The organism is Janthinobacterium sp. GW458P (assembly GCF_002127585.1).
Classification (GTDB): domain Bacteria; phylum Pseudomonadota; class Gammaproteobacteria; order Burkholderiales; family Burkholderiaceae_D; genus Janthinobacterium.
Genome location: NZ_NEGZ01000037.1, coordinates 34,369 through 53,648, shown reverse-complemented (window position 1 = coordinate 53,648; position 19,280 = coordinate 34,369). Strand labels below are relative to the sequence as shown.

Here is a 19,280-nt window from a genome sequence, read left to right as displayed (position 1 = left end):
GAAACAGGCGAGCAAAATGGTGGCGCAATCGGTGCGGATATACAACCAGGAACGACCACATACGGCCTTGAAGTACAAAACGCCCGATGCGGTGCATCGGGCGTTTGTGCAGCAATAAATACTGTCAACCTATTTTAGGACTGGACACAGAATGCCGCGCGGTTTTTCCAACCCGCGGCACCCTCCCCTTAATTGCCCAGCGCCGCCTTCACCGCTTCGGCCAGCGTCGTCGTCGGACGGCCTGTCAGCGCGCTCAATTGCCTGCCATGGTCTTCCAGGCCTCCCTTGGCCGCGCCCGCATCGGAATCGGCCAGCAGGTCGGCAAAGCCGTCCGGCACGCCCACGCCCACCAGCGCCGCCTTGAAGTCCGCCTGCGGCATATCCTTGTACACGATCGCCTTGCCCGACTGGCGCGCCACTTCGGCCGCGTACTCGGCCAGGGTAAAGCCGTGGTCGCCTGCCAGCTCATAGATGGCTTGCGGCTGGGCCGCCGTCAGCACGGCAGCGGCGGCGGCCGCATAATCGGCGCGCGCGGCCGACGAGAAACGCCCGTTTTGCGCCGCGCCCAGCACGACGCCATGCTCGAGCACGGGCGCCAGGTGCTCCGTGTGGTTTTCCAGGTACCAGCCGTTGCGCAGGAAAGTGTATGGCAAGCCCGAGGCCCGGATGGCCGCTTCCGTGACGACGTGCTCGGCGGCCAGGCCCAGCGGCGAGGTATCGGCGCGCAAGACGCTGGTGTAGGCCAGCAGGGCCACGCCGGCGCGCCGGGCCGCATCGATGACGTTCTGGTGCTGCTGCGCGCGCTGGCCCACTTCGCTCGACGAAATCAGCAAGATTTTCGTGGCGCCCTTGAACGCCGCGTCGAGGCTGGCGCCGTCGTTGTAATCGGCCTGGCGCACCTGCACGCCCCGGGCGGCCAGGTCGGCAGCCTTGGCCGGGTTGCGCACGGCGGCGACGATGTGGGCGGCGGGGACGGATGCGAGCAGGCTGGTGATGACGTGCTGGCCCAGATTGCCTGTGGCGCCGGTAATGACGATCATGATTTCTCCTTGGAGGGTGGGTCGTAAAACCCTATAATAGGACTATTACTTACCTATTGTAAGTACGTACCTTTTGGTAAGTATGAATTGCCAGACACTTTCAGGCCAACTATCATGTCCACAGACACTCCCGGTGCCAGCCTGCGCGCCGCCCTCGCCCGCCAGAACCAGGGCGCGCACCTGCTGGCCGCCGCCTGCCCGTCGCGCGCCGTTCTCAGCCACCTGACCAGCCGCTGGGCCGTGCTGGTGCTGGTACTGTTGCTGAGCGGCACGCGGCGCTTCAGCGAACTGCGCCGCGAAGTGGGCGGCGTCAGCGAAAAGATGCTGGCGCAAACCCTGGAAGCGCTGGCCGGCGACGGCTTCGTGCTGCGCCAGGCCTATCTCGTGATTCCGCCCAAGGTGGAATACAGCCTCACGCCGCTGGGGCGCGAGGCGGCCGAACGCCTGGCCGTGCTGGTCGACTGGATCGAGGATAATTACCCGCGCGTCGAACAGGCGCGCGCCGCCCTGGCGGCGACGCCGCAGGCGCAGGACGCGGCATGAACGGCTGGCGCTGCGGATTGCTTTTAGTAATCACTAATTATCGTTTACTCCTTCTTGCCTTGATGTAATACTAGCCTGACGCTACGCGCAAGGGACGCGCCCCCATGAATCAGTTGATATCCTCCATCGCCGACCGGGCCAGAGTTTTACTGGTCAGCAATTCGCCCAACGATGTGCGCGAACTGCTGTATGTGCTGGACCGGCATAACCTGGGCACGGGCCTGGCGGGCGATATCGACGAGGGCGTGGAACTGGCGTCCGGCGGCACGGACCTGATCCTGCTCGACGCAGCCCTGGCCGGTTCGAATATCGGCGCCACCTGCATGCGCCTGCGCAATGCGGGCGGACGCCACGGCGTGCCCCTGCTGCTGATGTCGTCCGCCCCCAGCGCCGAGGAACAGGGCCGCAGCGTGGGCGCCGGCGCTTCCGACTACATCAAGATGCCGTTCAATGCGCGCGACGTGGCGGAAAAAATCCTCATGGAACTGGCGCTGCACAAGGCCGAGGCGCCCGCGCTGCTCCCCACGGCGCCGCCGCGGCCCCTGCATCCGCAGACGCTGGAAGTCAATTACCACTCGATCCTGGCCGGCTCGCCCGACGCCGTGCTGCTGTTCGATATCGACAACAGCCTGCTGATCGACGCCAACCACCTGGCCGAAGAGCTGTTCGGCCTGCCCCAGACCCAGCTGCTGCAAGGGGGCATGGAGCCGCTCTTCCCGCAACAGCAGAACGATGGCGTGCCTTCGCCACAATTACTAGATGACAAGATTCGCGATACCCTGCAAGGCAAGATCGTCGTCTTCCGCGCCACCTGCCGCCACCGCGACGGCCATCCCATCGAATGCGAAATCCGTTTGATGCGCCTGTCCGTGCCGGGCCGCCAGCTCGTGCATGCGCGCATCATCGACTTGACCGAACGCAACCTCGCCGAAGCCATGCGCTCGGGCCAGAGCGCCCTGCTGGAAATGGTCGCCAAGGGCGCGCCACTGATCCCCACCCTGAACCAGCTGCTGCTACTCATCGAGGGCCAGTCGCGCGGCGTGTACTGTTCCATCATGCTGCTCGACGACGACGGCATGCACATGCACAGCGCGGCCGGCCCCAGCCTGCCGGCCGAGTACATGGCCCTGCTCGAAGGCGTGGAAATCGGCCCCGGCGTGGGTTCCTGCGGCACGGCCATGTTCCGCCGCGAGCAGGTGATCGTCAGCGACATCATGCAGGACCCGCTGTGGGCGCCCTACCGCGAACTGGCCGCGCCGTTCGGCCTGCGCGCCTGCTGGTCGCGCCCCATCTTCGGCCAGGAAGGCAAGGTGCTCGGCTCGTTCGCCATGTACTACCGCGAAGTACGCAGCCCCGACGCGCACGAGCAGGGCCTGATCGACACGGCCACCGACCTGGCCGGCATCGCCATCGGCCGCATGCGCCACGAACGCGAATTGCAGCGCCACCGCGCCCACCTGGAAGAACTGGTGGCCGAGCGCACGGCGGCCTTGACGCAGGCCAAGGAACAGTCGGAACAGGTCAACCGCGAGCTGGCCGCCGCGCTGGAAAACCTGTCCATCACGCAGGAAGAACTGGTGCGGCGCGACAAGCTGGCCGCGCTGGGCGCGCTGGTGGCCGGCATCGCGCATGAGCTCAATACGCCGATCGGCAACGGCCTCGTGGTGGCCACCACCATGGCCGAGCGCACGCGCGAACTGCAGGCCTCCTTCCTCGACGGCCTGCGCCGCTCCGAGCTGGGCGCCTACCTGGCCCAGGCCAGCGAGGCCGACGCCATCATGCTGCGCAACCTGCAGCGCGCCGCCGACCTCGTCTCCAGCTTCAAGCAGATCGCCGTCGACCGCGCCAGCTCGCAGCGCCGCCATTTCCTGCTGCGCCAGTTCGTCGCCGAGCTGATGCTGCCCCTGTCCACGCCGCTCAAGACCGCCGGCCTGACGCTGACGCAGGACGTGCCCGAGGACCTGGCCATGGACAGCTATCCCGGCCCGCTGGGCCAGGTGCTGGGCAACCTGCTGGAAAACTGCCTGCGCCACGCCTTCGACGGCCGCAGCGGCGGCAGCATCGCCGTCACCGCGCGCGCCAGCGACGATGGCCAGGGCATCGTGCTGTCCGTGGCCGACACGGGCGTGGGCATCACGGCCGACGACCTCACGCACGTCTTCGATCCCTTCTTCACCACCAAGCTGGGCTCCGGCGGCTCGGGCCTGGGCCTGCACGTGGCGCACAACATCGTCACAGGCGTGCTGGGCGGCCATATCGACGCCTGCAGCAGTCCCGCCGGCAGCACCTTCACCCTGCTGCTGCCGGCCGTCGCACCCCAGTCGCCCGCCGCCTGAACGCCGGTAACGCTACAATGCAGCCATCGCTTTCTGATGGAGCATTGCCATGAAATACATCCTCGCCACGGCCCTGCTGGCCATTTGCGCCGGCGCCTCGGCCGGACCCGCCCCCTGGTACCAATGGCGCAGCAAGATCGACGGCACCCTGTCATGCGCCCAGTCCACCCTGGGATTTGGCTGGGAACTGGCCTCGGGACCGTACAAAGATAGCCGTTGCGAAAAACCGGCGCTTGTTAAATAATGGGGCCATGACCACACGGGGCACCGGCTTGAGATCAAGCGATGGCATTGCGGCGTCGAAAGAGTATGGAACGATAAGAACGTATCTATTCAAACCGAGGAGACCACATGTTTACGAATCCCGAACAATTCGCATCGGCCACCAAGGCCTTGTTTGAATTCCAGCTGATGACCTTCAACACCCTCACTTCCAAGGCCGTGCAAGGCGTGGAACAGGTGCTGGCATTGAACATGGCCACCGCCAAGTCCGGCATCGAGGATAGTCTTGCCGCCAGTAAGGAAATCAGCCAGGCCAGGGACCCGAAGGCCGCCATGGCCGCCGCCGCCGCCCAGCTGCAACCGGGCGTGGCCGGCGCGAAAGCGTATAAACAGCAGCTCGACGACATCATCAAGGAAATCCACACGGAATTCACGACGGCCGCCGAAGCCCATGTGGCCGAAGCGAAAGGCAATCTGAGCGCCCTGATCTACGACGTCACGAAAAACGTGCCGCCCGGTTCGGAAAACGCCGTGGCCATCGTCAAGGCCGCCATCGACAACGCCTTCCTCGGCTACGAGCAAGTGACCAAGGCCACAAAACAGGCCGTGAAAACCGTGGAGGAACAGATCGCCAAGGCCAGCGCGCAAGTGGCGCAGGCCACGGAAAAGGCGACGAGCAGCGCCGCCGCGGCGGAAAAGGCGGCGCCTGCCGCCAAGCCGAAAGCGGCTAAAAAGTAACTGGCCCCAAGCGCAGGTACCGGGGTCGTGCCCTGCAGGTGACGACCCCGGCCTTTGCGGGGAGTCACCCGACCGGCACGATCCGGTACACGCAGCGCCTGCCCCCCTCCAGCAGATATTCGCTGCGCTCCACCGTGCAATCGCCCCCCAATACCCGCTGGAAGATGGCCAGCTCCGAGCGGCAGAAATTCTGGCATGCCGTGGCCGCCGCGCAGATGGGGCAATGGTTTTCCACCAGCAAGACACTGCCATCGTCGCGCGCCTCGGCATGGGCCATGTAACCCTCGCCATCGCGCGCCTGCGCCAGAGCGGCCACTCTTTGCGCCAGATCAAGCCGAGGATCGACCAACTGCCTGTAGGCCGCTTCGCTGCCGCGCTCGCGCGCGCCTATCAATTGATCGAGGCCCGCGTCGCCGAACAGGGTTTTCACTTGCGCGATCAATTCCAGGGTCAGGTCGGCGTGGCGGTCGGGAAAGCGCGCATGGCCCTCCCGCGTCAGCGCCCAGCGCCGCGACGGGCGTCCCACCTTGTCGGCCACGTCCTCAAAAGCCACCAGGCCACGCTCAAGCGCCGCCTCCAGCTGGCGCCGCGCGCCCATGGACGTGATGTCGAGCAAGGCCGCCAGCTGCTGCGCCGTCTGCGGCCCGCGCATCTTCAGCAGGAACAGGGTCTGTTCCGACGTGTTCATGCTGCCGCTCACGCCACGGCTTTCGCGTCAACCTCGCCGGCCAGCTGGCGGCGCCAGGCCGCCATGCGCCAGGCGGCCCAGGCGGCGGAACAGGCGCCGGCGACGAGGATCAGGCGCGTGTCGATCAGGGTCAGCACGGAGCCGCTCAAGGCCACGACGATGTTGGCGATGCAAAAGGTGGTGGCCAGCAAGCCCATCACGGCGCCCTGGCCATGCGCGCTGAAGCGCTCGGCGCACCAGCCCTGTATTACCGTGTTGTACAGCGCGTTCGGGATGCCGAACAGCACGATGGCGGCGATGCCCACCCAGATATTACCCAGCGCCAAAATCCCCACGGCCAAGGCCACGCCGCAGGCATACCAGCTGGCGCGCAGCAGCGGCGCATGGCGGCTGGGACCGCCCGCCAGCAGCGAGGTGATGGTCATCGTGCCGCACAGGCCCACGTTCACCCAGGCAATCGCCTGTGCATGGTAGTTGGCCGTCTCGACCAGCCACAACGGATAAAACTCATAGAAACTGGCCACGCCGCACGTAAATGCCAGCTGCACGATGAACAGGGTACGCAGCTCCTCGTGGCGCAGCAGGTTCAGCGAATGGCGGTCGCGCGCCACCTGCCACCACGACGTCGTCAATAGCGAGGGCGTTTCGCGCGGCAAGCCGACGGCCACCAGCACGGCGACGAGCATGAGCGCAGCGGCGGCGATCCAGAACGGCACCGTCACGCCCCAGCCCAGGGTCGCGCCCGCCAAAATCGGCCCCACCAGCCAGCCCAGGTAAAACGCGCCATTCAGCCAGGACATGGCGCGCAGGCGCAGCGCTCCCGTCAACTGGTCGGCCAGCATGGCGCGCGCCACGGCGCCATTTCCTTCAAGCAAACCGGTGATGAAGCGGGCGACGATGAACAACGGATACGACTGGATCACCAGCGCCCAGGCCGTGATGGCATGGCCGATGGCGGCGCCCACGGCCGTGCGCATCAGCAAGGGACGGCGGCCATAGCGGTCGGACAAGGGACCCAGCAGGGCCGAGCCGATCAGCAAGCCCAGCGGATTGATGGTGAGCGCCAGGCCGAACAGCAGTTTTGACGGCAAGCCGAGGAAATTATTGAAGGCGTTCGGCGCCTCGGCCGCGAACAGCGGCGGCAGAATCGGGTAGGGCAGCGAGGCGCCGATGGTCGACAGCAGCGCCAGCAGGCAGGCGGCGGAAATCAGGATGATGTTTTTCATGCGGCCTCGGCGGATTGTGTCTGGCAAGCATACGGGGACATGCCATATAAGTAAACTAAAAAGTTTATCAATTGCGGCCATCATTGCTGCCGTGCGCGCCATTGCGTCGGCTATCATTGCCCGATGAATCACGTTGAACAGGACACACATGACATTGTCAGAAATTGAACGGCAACACGGCTGCACCTATCCGGCTCTGTACCGGCAACTGGAACGCGACGGCATGCTGGCCGTGGGCGAATACGGCCCCGACTGGTACAAGCTGGTCTATCCCACCCTGAAGGATAAACCCACCCTGCTGCTGCATGCCGATGATTTCGAATTGCTCAATATCAAGGCCGTTGCCGAAGCAGCGGACACCTTGCGCGACGCGGACGATTACCGGCAGATCGACCCGGCCTTCCGATTCATCCCGTTCGCGCAAACGGGCGCCGGCGACCACTACTGCTTTTTCGCCTCAGGCCAGCAGGACGGCGAGATGCCCGTCGTGCTGCTGTGGCACGACCAGAATGCAGCCCAGTACCTGGCGAAGAACCTGCAGGATTTCATATTCCTTATGCTGCTCAACAGCATGGCTGACCAGGATACGTACAACGACGTCAGCGACGAGGAATTCAGGCAGCAGCTGGAAAAAACCCTGCTCACCCATGCGCGCTACCTGACGGCGCCGCAAGCCGAAGTACTGCAAACCTTGCTGGCCAGGGACATCATCGATTACGAGGTGGCGCTGCCGAAGGGACGCAAGGAAGCGCACCGGGGCTTGCTCACCGATATCGAATTGGCCGGCCTGCGCGCGGAATACATTGCCTACGAAAAGTTCGACAGCTGTTTTGCCTACAGCACGGCTGACGAAACATAAAATAGCTGGGCAAGCGGCGGATGAAGGTTTAAACTGTATATAAACACAGTAAAAATCTGTCCGAGTGACATCTTGCCCCACTATTACCATGCTGAGAGTCCTGGAAAATCCCCTGTACTATCTGGACAATTTCCAGGATGTGCTGAGCTGGATCAGCGCGCGCTACGCCGACCTGCTCAGTCTTGAGGAAACGCAATTCATCGCCGGCTTCGGTGCGCTGCCGCAGCCGTCGCGCGCCCTGTTCGTGCGCCTCGTCATGCGCAAGGGCTGTCTGTTCCGCGCCAGCAAGCTCAATTACCCGGAAATCGGCGACACGCGCGCGGCCGCCCTGCCCTTGCTGGCATCGGGCTGGGTGGAAGCCGACCCCGTCATCTCGCTAGCCGAACTGTTCGAGCAACTGCTGAAAGCGGAAATCGCCCAGGCGTTCGGCCTCGCCCCGTCCCTGAAGGCGGCGCGCAAGGCGGAGCAGCTCGATGCCTTGCGCGGGCAGCATGCGGACAATAAACCGTTTTCCGCCTGGCATCCGGCCTCCGGCGACGTGCTGTACCGCATCGGCCTGCAAGCGCTGTGCGACCGATTGCGCCTGATTTACTTCGGCAACCATCACCAGGACTGGTCGGAATTCGTGCTGTCCGACCTCGGCGTGTACCAATATGAAAAAGTGGAATTCTCGCCCGAGTCGCGCGGCTTTCGCACGCGCCAGGATATCGAGCACTATGCAGCGCTGCAGCAGTGCCGCGAACGCTATGACGCCAGCGCGCCGGCCGACGAGGTGCTGCAGGAACTGGCCGCGCTGCCCTTGTCCCAGGACAATACCTGGCTGGCCAGCCGGCGCGACAAGCTGCGCTTCCAGATCGCCCGGCACCTGGAAAAATGCCAGGACTGGCCCGCCGCCTACCGCGCCTACGCCGATTGCCGCTATCCGGGCGCGCGGGGCCGCGCCATCCGCGTGCTGGAAAAAGATGAACAGCCGCAAGCGGCCTACGACCGCCTCGTGATCGCCCTGGCGGCGCCGGAAAGCGAGGCGGAACAGCAATTGCTGCTGCGCATGGCGCCCCGTTTGCGGCGCAAGCTGGGCCACGCCAGGCAGGCGGCCCATGTTCCCGCCGCCGTGGAACGCATCGACCTGCTGCTGCCCTGCCCTGAACAAGCGTGCTACGTGGAAGGGGTGGTGCAGCAACACCTGATGCGGGACGACGCGCCCGTGTACTACGTGGAAAACACCCTGATCAACTCGCTGTTCGGCCTGCTGTGCTGGCCCGCCATCTTCACGGCGATACCGGGCGCCTTCTTCCACCCGTTCCACCGTGGCCCGGCCGACTTGCACAGCGCCGATTTCTACCTGCGCCGCAACGGCGACTTCGCCGCCTGCCTGGCGCAGCTGGACGACGGCAGCTACCACGCCGCCATCCGCGCCACCTTTGCCGCCAAGCACGGCATCGTCTCGCCCTTCGTCAGCTGGGATATGCTGGGCGACGGCTTGCTGGACCTGGCGCTGGCCTGCATGCCGGCCTTTCATCTGAAAAAGGCGTTTGAACGCATCTTGCTCGATATCAAAAGCAACCGCAGCGGCTTGCCCGACCTGATCCAGTTCTGGCCGACAGAACGGCGCTACCGCATGATCGAAGTCAAGGGTCCGGGCGACCGCCTGCAGGACAACCAGCTGCGCTGGATCGCGTATTGCGCCGAGCACGCCATGCCCGTCAGCGTGTGCTATCTGCAATGGCAGGCGGCAGCATGAAGTACACGGTTGCCGTGCGCGCCCTGTGCGAGTTCACCGCCAAGGTGGGCGACCTGGACTTGCGTTTCACGCCCTCGCCCACGGCCCAGGAAGGCATGGCCGGCCACGCCACCGTCACGGGCCGGCGCGACGACGATTACCAGCGCGAAATGAGCCTGTGCGGCGACTTCGGCCCCCTGCACGTGCGCGGCCGCGCCGACGGCTACGACCCGGCGCGGCGGCAGCTGGAAGAGATCAAGACCTACCGCGGCGAGCTTGGCGCCATGCCCGCCAACCACCGCCAGCTGCACTGGGCGCAGGCGCGCATCTACGGCCATTTGCTGTGCCAGCAGCTGAACTTGCCCATGCTGCGCGTGGCGCTCGTGTATTTCGACATCGCCAGCCAGAAGGAAACGGTGATGCACGAAGAATGCACGGCCGAGGCGCTGCGCATTTTCTTCGAGCAGCATTGCGCGCTGTTCCTGGAATGGGCCGGGCAGGAAATGGCGCACCGCGCCAGCCGCGACGTCCAGCTCACGGCCATGACCTTTCCCCACGCCGACTTCCGCCCGGGACAGCGCCAGCTGGCCGAAGCCATGTACAAGGCCAGCAGCCGCGGCTGCGCCTTGCTGGCGCAGGCGCCGACCGGTATCGGCAAGACCGTGGGCAGCCTGTTTCCCATGCTGAAGGCGACGGCGGCGCATGGCCTCGATAAACTGTTTTTCCTCGCCGCCAAGGTGCCGGGACGGCAGATGGCGCTCGATGCCTGCGCCATCCTCAAGGAAAGCGCGCCGCTGCTGCCGCTGCGCGTGCTGGAACTGAGCGCCAGGAGCAGCGCCTGCGAGCATCCCGACAAGGCCTGTCATGGCGAATCATGCCCGCTGGCCAAGGGTTTTTACGACCGTTTGCCGCTGGCGCGCGCAGTGGCGCTGGCCAGCGGTTTGATTTTGGACAAGGAAGCCGTGCGCGCCATCGCCTTGCAGCAGGGTATTTGCCCATATTACCTGGGCATGGAACTGGCGCGCTGGAGCGATGTCGTCATCGGCGACTACAATTACTATTTCGATCTCAGCGCCATGCTGTACGGCATGACCCTGGCCCACGACTGGAAAGTCAATGTGCTCGTCGACGAAGCGCACAATATGGTGTCGCGTGCGCGCAGCATGTATTCGGCCGAACTGGCGCAAATCGACCTGAAAATGCTGCGCAAATTCGCGCCCGAAGGTTTGAAAAAGCCGCTGGACCGCCTGGCGCGCCAGTGGACGGCCCTGCTCAAGGAGCAGGATGGCGACTACCGCGTGCATGCGGCACTGCCCGACAAATTCTTTGGCGCGCTGCAAGGCGTGGCCACGGCCACCGGCGACTACATGGCCGAGCACGCTGCCGCGCTGGACGAAGACTTGCAGCGCTTCTATTTCGACGTGCTGCTGATCAACCGCCTGGCGGAAAGTTTCGGCGCGCATTCGCTGTTCGACGTGAGCAAAACGGACACGGGCTCCACCGTCTGCATCCGCAATATCGTGCCGGCGCCGTTTCTCAAGGAGCGCTTCGCGGCCAGCCACAGCACGGCCCTGTTTTCCGCCACCCTGAGTCCGTGGAATTACTACAGCGACACCCTGGGCATGCCGGAGAACACGGCCTGGGTCGACGTGGAATCGCCGTTCCAGGCGGCGCAATTGTCCGTGCGCGTGGCCGATACCATTTCCACGCGCTACCAGCACCGCGCCGCCTCGCTGCTGCCCATCGCGCAATTGATGGCGAAGCAATACGCGGAAACGCCGGGCAACTACCTGGCCTTCTTCAGCAGCTTCGATTACATGGAAAAGACGGCCCAATTGTTTGCCCAGCATTACCCGGACGTGCCCCTCTGGCAGCAGCCGCGCCGCATGGACGATACTGCCCGCGCGCAATTCCTGGGCCGCTTCGGCCTGGACACGCGCGGCATCGGCTTTGCCGTGCTCGGCGGCGCCTTCGGCGAAGGCATCGACTTGCCCGGCGCGCGCCTGATCGGCGCCTTCATCGCCACCCTGGGTTTGCCGCAGATCAATCCCGTCAACGAGCAGATCCGCCAGCGCATGGGCGACATCTTCGGCGCCGGCTACGACTATACGTATCTGTATCCGGGCATGCAGAAGGTGGTGCAGGCGGCCGGCCGCGTGATCCGCACCACGTCGGACAAGGGCGTCGTCTACCTGATCGACGACCGTTTTTCACGCCCGGAAATCCGCCAGCTCTTGCCGACTTGGTGGGATGTGCAGCTAGCCAACCAGTAACTTCAGCTTCTGATAGCCCGCCTTGCTCACGGGTATCCGCGTATCGTCGCGCAAGATGGCCACGTGGCTGTCCCTGGTGGCCGCCTCGATGCGGCGGATGCCGTCGATGTTGAGCAGGTACGAGCGGTGCACGCGCAGGAACTTGGCGGGATCGAGCTGGGCTTCCAGTTCCGCCAAGGTCTGGCTTTTCAGGTAGGACTTGCCCTCGGAACGGATGCTGACGTAATCGTCCTGCGCCTCGATGTAATCGATCCGGGCGCTGGCGATCACATGGACCTTGGCGCCGTCGCGTATCAGCACGCGGTCCAGGGGCGCGGCGCGCGTGGCCGCCTCGCGCGCCGCCGCTTGCACGGCAGTCAACTGCGCGGGCGCGCTGCGCTGGGCGCGCGCATGGGCCAGCGCCTGCTCGAAGCGCTGTTCGCTGAACGGCTTGAGCAGATAATCGAGCGCATGGCAGTCAAACGCCTTCAAGGCGTACTGGTCGTAGGCCGTGACAAAGATCAACCTTGTCTTCGCGCCGATCAGCTCGGCCACTTCAAAACCGTCCAGCCGCGGCATCTGGATGTCGAGGAACACCAGTTCCGGCTCCAGTTCCGCGATGGCCTTGACGGCTTCAAAGCCGTTGGCGCACTCGGCGACGATCTCGATATCGTCGTGGCGCGCCAGGTATTCGCGCAGCACGCCGCGCGCCAGCGCTTCATCGTCGACGATGGCCACGCGCATTCTTGCCTGCATCATTCGTCCTCCGTGTCGCCGGTCCGCGCCGGCATGGAAATCATCACGTCGAAGTAGCCGTCGCGCCGGCCCCAGTGCACGCCGGCCTCGTGGCCATGGGCGCCGGCCAGGCGCTGGCGCACGTTCTCCAGGCCCACGCCCGTGCCGCGCGATGCCGTTTGATCCGCATCCACCGGGTTGCGCACGGCAATCTGCAGCAGGCTGCCCGCGCGCCGGGCCTTGATCTCAATCAGCCCGCCCTCCGTCAAATTGCAAATGCCGTGCTTGACGGCGTTTTCCACCAGCGGCTGGATCAGCATGGGCGGCAGCAGGCATGCCAGCGCGTCCGCCTCGACGGCTTCCGCCACCTGCAGGCGGGCGCCGAAACGCACTTGCTCAATAGCAAGAAAATGGCGGATCAGCACCAGTTCCTGTTCCAGCGTGATTTTCCGGTGCGCTTCCAGGCTCAGGCTCTGGCGAAAAAAACTGGCCAGCTGCAGCGTCATCTGGCGCGCGCCCGCCGCATCGATAGACGTCAGGGCGCTGATGGAGTTCAGGCTGTTGAACAGGAAATGCGGATCGATCTGCGTGCGCAGCATGCGCAATTGCGCTTCCTGCGCCGCCAGCTGCGCTTGCAGGCCCCGCTGCTCGGCCATCCTGGCGCGCACGAATTCGAGCAGCAGGTAATGCACAGCAGCAACGAGACAATACAGCAGCACGCCCAGGCCGAAGAACAGGGCCAGCAGCGATGGCGTCAGGTTCACGCCCAGCCAGCGCACGTCCAGCAGCAGGCTGACGCTGTTCAAAAATTGCAGCAAAGTGGCCCACAGCAAGCCCGCGCACAGGGCCGCCACGCCCATCACGCCGGCAACGGCGGCCGGATGGCGGGCGGCCAAAGGATAGGCGCGGCACAGGTAAAACGCGGAAAAGCCCGTGCCGATCGCATACACGAGCGTGGCCGGCACCACCAGCAAAGCCGCATTGAGCCACGGTGCATGGGCCACCCTGGCCAGGACAAAGGCCAGGGCCAGGCCCAGCGCCATGCAGGCCAGCAAGACCGCCACGGCGCCGCGCCGCTTCGACAAGGGTCCCGACATGCGCGCCTAGTTGCGGATTTCCAGGCCGCCCATGATGGCGTAGCCCGTCACGTACAAACGCTTGGCCTGGTTCGGCGGCACGATGGTCTTCTCCTCGAAGCCGCCGAGGATGGGCGTGCCCTGCAGCACGACGCTCCAGTCGGGCGGAATCTTGATGGTGACGCCGCCGCACAGGGCAAACACGTTGAGCACGGCCTCGCCTTCGATCGACGCCTGGCGCAGATCGATTTCGCAGCCGGCCATGATGACATTGATATCGCCGCCCCTGAAGCGCTGCGAGGACACGCGCCGCACATAGCCGCCGAGGATGGCCGTCACTTCGATGATGCTGTCGTCGTCGGCCTGGCCGCTGGCGCCGGGCGCCGCCGCGTCGGCCCCCGCATCCGCGCCTGCCTTGTCGAGGGAAACGGCGCCATGGCGGGGCTGGCCGAATGGGTCGGGCGCGGCAGTACTATCCTGCTGCGCGGCAAAATGGCGGCGGCGCTGCCGCTGCTGCGCGCCGGGCAGCGATTTCGACACCACGGCCACGCCGGCGGCAATGATGAGCAGCGGCCACAGCATGCTCCAGTTGATATGGAACAAACCCATGGCTTTCAGGGTCCAGCTCAGGCCCAGCAAGACCATGACGCCGCCGAGCACGTAGCCGGAGCGGGTATGGCTTTGCGATAGCTTCAGCAAGCCGAATATGATGAGGATGGTGGGCCAGAAGCGGAAGGTATAGCGCACATCGATGAAGCCGAGGTTATCGAGCAGGAACAGCAGCCCCAGCCCGATAACGATCACGCCCAGCAGGATCTGCGACGGCGAGTGCGGCGGCGGTCTATTTTTCATGCTCGGACTCCCGGTAGGCAATAAAATGCTTGTTCAGCAGCGGTTCGAGCACGAGGCCCACGCCCCAGGCGATCAGCAAGGCTGGCCAGCTGTTGTAGAAATTCAAATTCCATAGTTCCTCGTACGACACATACCACCAGGCGGCGAAAAAGATCAGCCACAGGCCGCTGAGCACTTGCTTGGCGGACACGGGCGCGAGCAGCTTGTTCAAGCCGAAGAACGCCATGATCACCGGCCAATAATGCCATAGTGCATAGTAATCGTGGAGGTAGATCACATCGAGCCGGTCCAGCAGGATGACGACGCCGATGGCAATGAGCAGCACGCCCCACAGCAGCTGGGTACGCCGGCAATACGCTTGTTCGGATTTCACGATAGCCCCTTGGTTTTGGATGATAGGCAAGATACGCGCGATCGGCGCCCGGGAACAGCCTTCTTCGGCGAATGGCGGATACGGGCGGGTGAATGGCGCGAGGGCCGGAAAAAGACGAAAAAAAGACCGGCAGGCGCCGGCCTCAAGGGGTAATGCAGAGTAAGGGGCATGCAGAGCGCCACTGGCGCATCCCGCCAACAGCCTCGCGCGAGATGTCAATGGGAAAGAAATCTGGTGCCGATCCTTGAGGCGACCGGCTGACCTGCTGGAAGATCGAACATGCCGCCAACTTCACGGCAGTGCGTCTCAACCAAGCAAAGCCATCATACTCCCGATCGGCAAAAAGCACCGTTCGCTAGCACACACAGATGTGGTTTTGCTGAGCTGCATCAAACAGCCGTGGCGTGCGGCGGCTGCTGCATGTCGTTCCTGATCCATTCCAGCACGGACGGCCCCTGCGGCTGCCAGCCCAGCAACTTGCGCGACCGCTCACCGCGCACGCGGCTGTTGGAACCGAGGCCATACGACGCCATTTCATAGCCCCATTCGGCAATCGCCTCGGCCAGCGGCCAGTCCTGCGCGGGAGCCAGGTCCAGTGCAGTGGCGATGGCGGCCGTCATGTCGCGGAAAGCCGCCTCGCCCGATACGACAAAGTAAAACGTGCCGGCCGGCGACTTGTCCAGCGCCAGCAGATACAGGCTGACAACGTCGTCGATATGCACGTTCGACCAGATATTGCGGCCCGGCCCCACGTGGCGCACGATACCGCTCTTGCGCGCCTGTTTCAGCAGGCGCGGCAACTGCACGCTGTCGCGCGGCAAGGCGCCGTGGCCGTAGATCAGCGTGTTGCACAGCACGCTGGCGCGCACGCCCTGGCCTGCACTGGCCAGCACCAAGTCATCGATGGCGACCCGCGCCGCCTTGTCGGCCGTGGGCGCCGGCAGCTTGTCTTCATAATAAATCTGTTCCGTTCCTTCGCCGCCCGAGGCGTCGCCCACGATGGACGAGCCGCTGGTGTGCAGAAACACTTTGTTCGTGCCTGCCAGCGCTTCAATAATGGCTTCCACGGCGCCCCGATGGTCGCTGCTGGCCGCATTGATGACGGCGTCCGCCGCCCTCGCCTGTTCGATGAGCAGCTCGCGGTCGTTCAAGGTGCCGACGATTGCTTGCACGCCGATGGCGGCCAGTTCGGCCACCTGCTCCGGCTTGCGCACGAGACCCGTCACCTGATGGCCGGCGCGCACGAGGCCCGCCGCGATGGAACTGCCGATGAAACCTGCCGCGCCTGTCAAGAATATTCGCATCATTACTCCTTTGTTGGTTCAGATTGCAATCAATCACAGCAACAAAGTATGCGCGCTTTCGTCTTTCGCAAAAAGCGGCCGCGCGGCAAAAGATTTATGACTTGGGCGCAACAATCTTGAGCTGCAGGGCGGCGATGTAGCGGCTCCGCCAGGCGGGGTCTTCGGGCGTCAGCAAGCTGAGCCTGTCGCGCGCGCGCGTGGCGGCCACATAAAAACGGTTTTCCTCTTCCAGCGGGTCGGTCTTGCTGCGCGGGAATTCATCGACGGCCAGGTAAGGCAGGATGACGTGGTTATATTCGAGGCCCTTGATCTGGTCGATGCAGGCGATGACCAGCCTGGCCTTGCCGGTCGAGACCGTCACAGCCTCTTCCATCTCGCCCAGCCAGCCGGCAAAGCCGCCCAGCGCCACGCCCGCCTCGCGGCACACGGCGATAAAACCGTGCAGGGAACGGGCCACGACCCGCGCCTGGGCCGGGTCGACATAGATGCGGCGCGCCGTCTGTTCCAGCTGCATCAGGCCAAAGATGTGCTGCAGGGCATCGCCGGCCAAAGCGTCCGGGGGCAGCGCGCGCAGGTAGTCGACGGCGGCCAGGGTCAGCGCCGCCTTGTCCTGGTTCTGCGACTTGGCCAGCTGGTTGGTCAAAAAGCCTTCCAGCAAGTCCGGGTAGTTGGCCACGTCGGCCTTGGCTTGCTGCAACTCCGTGCGCGTAAACGGGATTTCCGCGAAGGCCACGAGGGCTTCGAGGATCTCGCCGCGGCGCGGACCGCTCTTGATCGCATGTAAATCCTTGCGGGCGATGGCGACCATGCCGCGCAGCATCAGTACTTCCTGGCTCAGCAGATAGCTGTTCATGTCCACCAGGCCGTACGCGATACCGCTCTGGAACAGCGCCGTTTCCACGCGGATAGCCTGGTCGCGGTCGCGCAGCAGGATGGCCGTGGTGCCCGCATGCGCATGTTCGAGGGCGGCGATCAGCTGGGCGCTGCAGGCCTGCGGCTGCGCATGGTCGTATTCGAGCAGTTCGATGTGCGTGGCGCGCGACAGGGCCGACACGCTGGCCTTGTTTTTCAGCACGCCCACGGCCTGCGCCAGCTGCGGCCCGTAGCGGTAGGACGCCGTCAGCGGCAGGCGCTGCAGGGCGGGGAATTCCTGCTCGAAGCGCTGGCGCAGGAAGCGGTGGTCGGCGCCCGACCATGTGTAGATCACTTGATCCTTGTCGCCGGCGCCGCAGAAAAAAGCGTTGCCGCGGCGTATCAGCATGGTCAGCAGGCGAAACGACGCTTCGTTCAGGTCGTGCAATTCATCGGCCACGATGATCTGGAAGGCCGGCAACTGCTGGCGCAGCGGCTCGTCGCCGTCGAGCATGCGCACGAGGTCATAGGTGGCGTCGAACGGCGCGCGGAACTGGATGTCGCCCGTGTCGGCGCCGCGCAAGCCTTCATATTCGCGCAGCCACAGATAATGCGTGCGCGACATGCCCAGCATTTCCAGGTTGTCATCAAGCGAGTTGCTCTCGAAGTCGGGGTTTTGAAAATCCAGGCGCGCCTTGGTGCGCAATTGCAGTTTCAGGAATTCGGCGATGGCGCCGTTGGTCGTGTTGATTTCCAGCGGATAGCGGTGGGCGTATTTCTCGGACACCACTTCCAGCGCTTCCCAGGCCACGGGGCGCAGCTCTTCATCGCTGCGCATGACCGCTATTTGCATGTTTTCCAGCTGCAACAGTATTTTGGCGGCCAAGGCGTCGAAGGTGTCGATGGTCAGGCGCTTGACGACGCCGAGCGGCACGCCCACGTCCAGCAGGCGCTGGCGCAGGGCCACGCGCGCCGCTTCCGTGAACACGAGGGCCAGCATGCGTTCGGGCGCGCGGCCCCGGTGCAGGGCTTCGGCCAGGCGCAGGGCCAGGGTGGTCGTCTTGGCGGCGCCGGCATTGGCGTCGATCAGGACGACTTTCTTTTGCGCCGTCTGGATGGCGATCTGCTCCGGCGTCGGCGTGATGCGTTTGGGAATGAACTGCGGGGCGTTATCTGTACTCAAAGGAATTCCTGAAATGGTTGCTGCTTTTCACGCTGTTACCAGGCGCAGGTGCGCAAGCCGGCAAAGATATCACCCCGCTCGGGCGCATGGAAGGCACGCATGCGCGCTGAACGCAGGCGCGGCGGCGTGGCGAACGACGCCCCGCGCAAGACCTGGTACTGCATGAAATACGGCGCCGAATATTCGCGCCAGGCGGCGGGGGCAAAGCCCGGATACGGCTCGAACGGCGTCGCCGTCCACTCCCACACCTGTCCCCACTGGAACAGCGGATGGCGGGACAGCGCAGCATACTCCCATTCCGCCTCGGTCGCCAGGCGCCGCCCGGCCCAGGCGCAATACGCCTGCGCCTCATACAAGTTAATGTGGCGCACGGCTTCATTCGGCGGCAAGGTGGTGCGCCGGCCGAAGCGCATGGTGCGCCACTGCGTCGCTTCGCGCAGCCAGTAGCGGGGCGACGAGCGCTCCTGCTGCATCAGCCACGCGCTGCCGGCCGCGCTCCAGAACTGGCGGTTCTGGTAGCCGCCATCGGACACGAAATCGGCAAACCGGGCATTCGACACGGGCACGGCATCGATGGAAAACGGCGCGACATAGCAGGCGTAGGCGGGCGATTCATTGTCGAAGGCGAAACCGTCATCGCGCGGCGAGCCGAGTTCGATGGTGCCGCCAGGAAAGGCAATCTCGCCCGCCCCTGCCGGCAAGGCGAGGCTGGCCGCCAGGGTTCCCGGGCCTTCCAGCCCCAGCCATTGCAAGCCGGCCAGCATTTCCTCGCCGCACAGGTCTTCATGCGCCAGCGCCAGCCGGTACGGCGCCAGGGCGCTGTCGACATTGGCCTCACGCGAGAGTTTATCGAGCACCCGGTCCAGCACTTCGTGGCAATACGTCTTCACGGCGCCTGGGCTGGGCAAGTCCAGCTTCCAGCGCGCGCGCTGCTCGACCATGTTGGCGTCGAACAGATCGTCGCCGCGCGTCAGCAGGGAGTTATACACGGCGTCGGCCGGATGGCTCGACGGGGCTTCGCGCAGGATGAACCACTCGGCAAACCAGGCGATATGCGCGAGTTGCCACAGCGGCGGATTGAGTTGCGGATGGTGGGGCAGGCGCTCGACCACGTCCAGTCCGGCACAGACATAGCAGTCAAACAGGGACAAGGTGGCCTGGCGCGCGGCCACCAGCGACTGGGCCAGTTGCTGCGCGCCGGCATGGCGAAAAGAAGCGTTGATTAAAGTCATGGCCTGATTGTAACGACTTATGCCAACATTGCACCAGCCGCAAGGAAAA

General features: G+C 64.6%; 18 protein-coding genes. 8 read left to right on the top strand and 10 right to left on the bottom strand.

Going from position 1 to position 19,280, the window contains the following annotated elements:
* The coding region (locus CBW50_RS19065; protein WP_139842572.1) for an integrase core domain-containing protein at nt 1-118 on the top strand (118 nt) is incomplete at its 5' end.
* Nucleotides 119-188: 70 nt separating this feature from the next.
* Here CBW50_RS19065 and CBW50_RS19060 read toward each other — a convergent pair.
* Nucleotides 189-1,040, bottom strand: a complete 852-nt coding sequence (locus CBW50_RS19060; protein ID WP_086147008.1) for an SDR family oxidoreductase — start codon at nt 1,038-1,040, stop codon at nt 189-191.
* Nucleotides 1,041-1,154: 114 nt separating this feature from the next.
* On the opposite strand from CBW50_RS19060, the gene CBW50_RS19055 reads away from it, so the two are divergent.
* From CBW50_RS19055 to phaP, 4 genes are all read left to right on the top strand, one after another.
* Nucleotides 1,155-1,583: a helix-turn-helix domain-containing protein gene (locus CBW50_RS19055; RefSeq protein WP_172404817.1), complete on the top strand. Its 429-nt coding sequence runs from the start codon at nt 1,155-1,157 to the stop codon at nt 1,581-1,583.
* 104 nt (nt 1,584-1,687) lie between these two features.
* Nucleotides 1,688-3,919, top strand: coding sequence for an ATP-binding protein (locus CBW50_RS19050; protein WP_086147007.1), 2,232 nt, complete (start codon nt 1,688-1,690; stop codon nt 3,917-3,919).
* Nucleotides 3,920-3,968: 49 nt separating this feature from the next.
* On the top strand, nt 3,969-4,163 hold the full coding sequence (locus tag CBW50_RS19045) for a hypothetical protein (RefSeq protein WP_086147006.1): 195 nt from the start codon (nt 3,969-3,971) through the stop codon (nt 4,161-4,163).
* 107 nt (nt 4,164-4,270) lie between these two features.
* Nucleotides 4,271-4,879, top strand: a complete 609-nt coding sequence (gene phaP, locus CBW50_RS19040) for a TIGR01841 family phasin (RefSeq protein ID WP_086147005.1) — start codon at nt 4,271-4,273, stop codon at nt 4,877-4,879.
* Nucleotides 4,880-4,943: 64 nt separating this feature from the next.
* Here the strand turns inward: phaP and CBW50_RS19035 are convergent, their stop codons facing one another.
* The gene (locus CBW50_RS19035; protein WP_086147015.1) at nt 4,944-5,567 is read right to left on the bottom strand and encodes a metalloregulator ArsR/SmtB family transcription factor; all 624 of its coding nucleotides are present in this window, start codon (nt 5,565-5,567) and stop codon (nt 4,944-4,946) included.
* 8 nt (nt 5,568-5,575) lie between these two features.
* Nucleotides 5,576-6,793: an MFS transporter gene (locus CBW50_RS19030; RefSeq protein ID WP_086147004.1), complete on the bottom strand. Its 1,218-nt coding sequence runs from the start codon at nt 6,791-6,793 to the stop codon at nt 5,576-5,578.
* Nucleotides 6,794-6,941: 148 nt separating this feature from the next.
* On the opposite strand from CBW50_RS19030, the gene CBW50_RS19025 reads away from it, so the two are divergent.
* From CBW50_RS19025 to CBW50_RS19015, 3 genes are all read left to right on the top strand, one after another.
* Entirely contained in the window at nt 6,942-7,652 is a 711-nt protein-coding gene (locus CBW50_RS19025; protein ID WP_086147003.1) for an SMI1/KNR4 family protein, read from the top strand.
* A gap of 88 nt (nt 7,653-7,740) precedes the next feature.
* Nucleotides 7,741-9,393 carry a VRR-NUC domain-containing protein gene (locus tag CBW50_RS19020; protein ID WP_086147002.1) on the top strand — a complete coding sequence of 551 codons (1,653 nt, stop codon included), beginning with the start codon at nt 7,741-7,743 and terminating at the stop codon, nt 9,391-9,393.
* Nucleotides 9,390-11,645: an ATP-dependent DNA helicase gene (locus tag CBW50_RS19015; RefSeq protein WP_086147014.1), complete on the top strand. Its 2,256-nt coding sequence runs from the start codon at nt 9,390-9,392 to the stop codon at nt 11,643-11,645. Before CBW50_RS19020 ends, CBW50_RS19015 begins: the two co-directional genes overlap by 4 nt.
* Here the strand turns inward: CBW50_RS19015 and CBW50_RS19010 are convergent.
* The 7 genes from CBW50_RS19010 to senA form a co-directional block, all read right to left on the bottom strand.
* Entirely contained in the window at nt 11,631-12,368 is a 738-nt protein-coding gene (locus tag CBW50_RS19010) for a LytTR family DNA-binding domain-containing protein (protein ID WP_086147001.1), read from the bottom strand. The two genes, CBW50_RS19015 and CBW50_RS19010, sit on opposite strands and share 15 nt — an antisense overlap.
* A gap of 11 nt (nt 12,369-12,379) precedes the next feature.
* Entirely contained in the window at nt 12,380-13,456 is a 1,077-nt protein-coding gene (locus CBW50_RS19005) for a sensor histidine kinase (RefSeq protein ID WP_086147000.1), read from the bottom strand.
* A 6-nt stretch (nt 13,457-13,462) separates the two neighbouring features.
* Nucleotides 13,463-14,287, bottom strand: coding sequence for a DUF5668 domain-containing protein (locus CBW50_RS19000; protein WP_086146999.1), 825 nt, complete (start codon nt 14,285-14,287; stop codon nt 13,463-13,465).
* Entirely contained in the window at nt 14,277-14,660 is a 384-nt protein-coding gene (locus CBW50_RS18995; RefSeq protein ID WP_086146998.1) for a DUF5668 domain-containing protein, read from the bottom strand. Before CBW50_RS18995 ends, CBW50_RS19000 begins: the two co-directional genes overlap by 11 nt.
* A 389-nt stretch (nt 14,661-15,049) precedes the next feature.
* Nucleotides 15,050-15,964 carry an NAD-dependent epimerase/dehydratase family protein gene (locus CBW50_RS18990; RefSeq protein ID WP_086147013.1) on the bottom strand — a complete coding sequence of 305 codons (915 nt, stop codon included), beginning with the start codon at nt 15,962-15,964 and terminating at the stop codon, nt 15,050-15,052.
* Nucleotides 15,965-16,058: 94 nt separating this feature from the next.
* Nucleotides 16,059-17,999 (bottom strand): UvrD-helicase domain-containing protein, encoded by a 1,941-nt coding sequence (locus CBW50_RS18985; protein ID WP_086146997.1) that lies wholly within the window; start codon nt 17,997-17,999, stop codon nt 16,059-16,061.
* Between the two features lie 35 nt (nt 18,000-18,034).
* Nucleotides 18,035-19,231 (bottom strand): selenoneine synthase SenA, encoded by a 1,197-nt coding sequence (gene senA, locus CBW50_RS18980; protein ID WP_226936435.1) that lies wholly within the window; start codon nt 19,229-19,231, stop codon nt 18,035-18,037.
* Between the last annotated feature and the right edge of the window lie 49 nt (nt 19,232-19,280).

Excerpts from the sequence above, each read along its gene's own strand:
- phaP (WP_086147005.1), top strand. The coding sequence starts at position 4,271 with ATGTTTACGAATCCCGAACAATTCGCATCGGCCACCAAGGCCTTGTTT.
- CBW50_RS19050 (WP_086147007.1), top strand. The coding sequence starts at position 1,688 with ATGAATCAGTTGATATCCTCCATCGCCGACCGGGCCAGAGTTTTACTG.
- CBW50_RS19035 (WP_086147015.1), bottom strand. The coding sequence starts at position 5,567 with ATGAACACGTCGGAACAGACCCTGTTCCTGCTGAAGATGCGCGGGCCG.
- CBW50_RS19020 (WP_086147002.1), top strand. The coding sequence starts at position 7,741 with ATGCTGAGAGTCCTGGAAAATCCCCTGTACTATCTGGACAATTTCCAG.
- senA (WP_226936435.1), bottom strand. The coding sequence starts at position 19,231 with ATGACTTTAATCAACGCTTCTTTTCGCCATGCCGGCGCGCAGCAACTG.
- CBW50_RS19060 (WP_086147008.1), bottom strand. The coding sequence starts at position 1,040 with ATGATCGTCATTACCGGCGCCACAGGCAATCTGGGCCAGCACGTCATC.
- CBW50_RS19010 (WP_086147001.1), bottom strand. The coding sequence starts at position 12,368 with ATGCGCGTGGCCATCGTCGACGATGAAGCGCTGGCGCGCGGCGTGCTG.
- CBW50_RS19045 (WP_086147006.1), top strand. The coding sequence starts at position 3,969 with ATGAAATACATCCTCGCCACGGCCCTGCTGGCCATTTGCGCCGGCGCC.
- CBW50_RS19015 (WP_086147014.1), top strand. The coding sequence starts at position 9,390 with ATGAAGTACACGGTTGCCGTGCGCGCCCTGTGCGAGTTCACCGCCAAG.
- CBW50_RS19025 (WP_086147003.1), top strand. The coding sequence starts at position 6,942 with ATGACATTGTCAGAAATTGAACGGCAACACGGCTGCACCTATCCGGCT.
- CBW50_RS19055 (WP_172404817.1), top strand. The coding sequence starts at position 1,155 with ATGTCCACAGACACTCCCGGTGCCAGCCTGCGCGCCGCCCTCGCCCGC.
- CBW50_RS19005 (WP_086147000.1), bottom strand. The coding sequence starts at position 13,456 with ATGTCGGGACCCTTGTCGAAGCGGCGCGGCGCCGTGGCGGTCTTGCTG.
- CBW50_RS18990 (WP_086147013.1), bottom strand. The coding sequence starts at position 15,964 with ATGCGAATATTCTTGACAGGCGCGGCAGGTTTCATCGGCAGTTCCATC.
- CBW50_RS19000 (WP_086146999.1), bottom strand. The coding sequence starts at position 14,287 with ATGAAAAATAGACCGCCGCCGCACTCGCCGTCGCAGATCCTGCTGGGC.
- CBW50_RS19030 (WP_086147004.1), bottom strand. The coding sequence starts at position 6,793 with ATGAAAAACATCATCCTGATTTCCGCCGCCTGCCTGCTGGCGCTGCTG.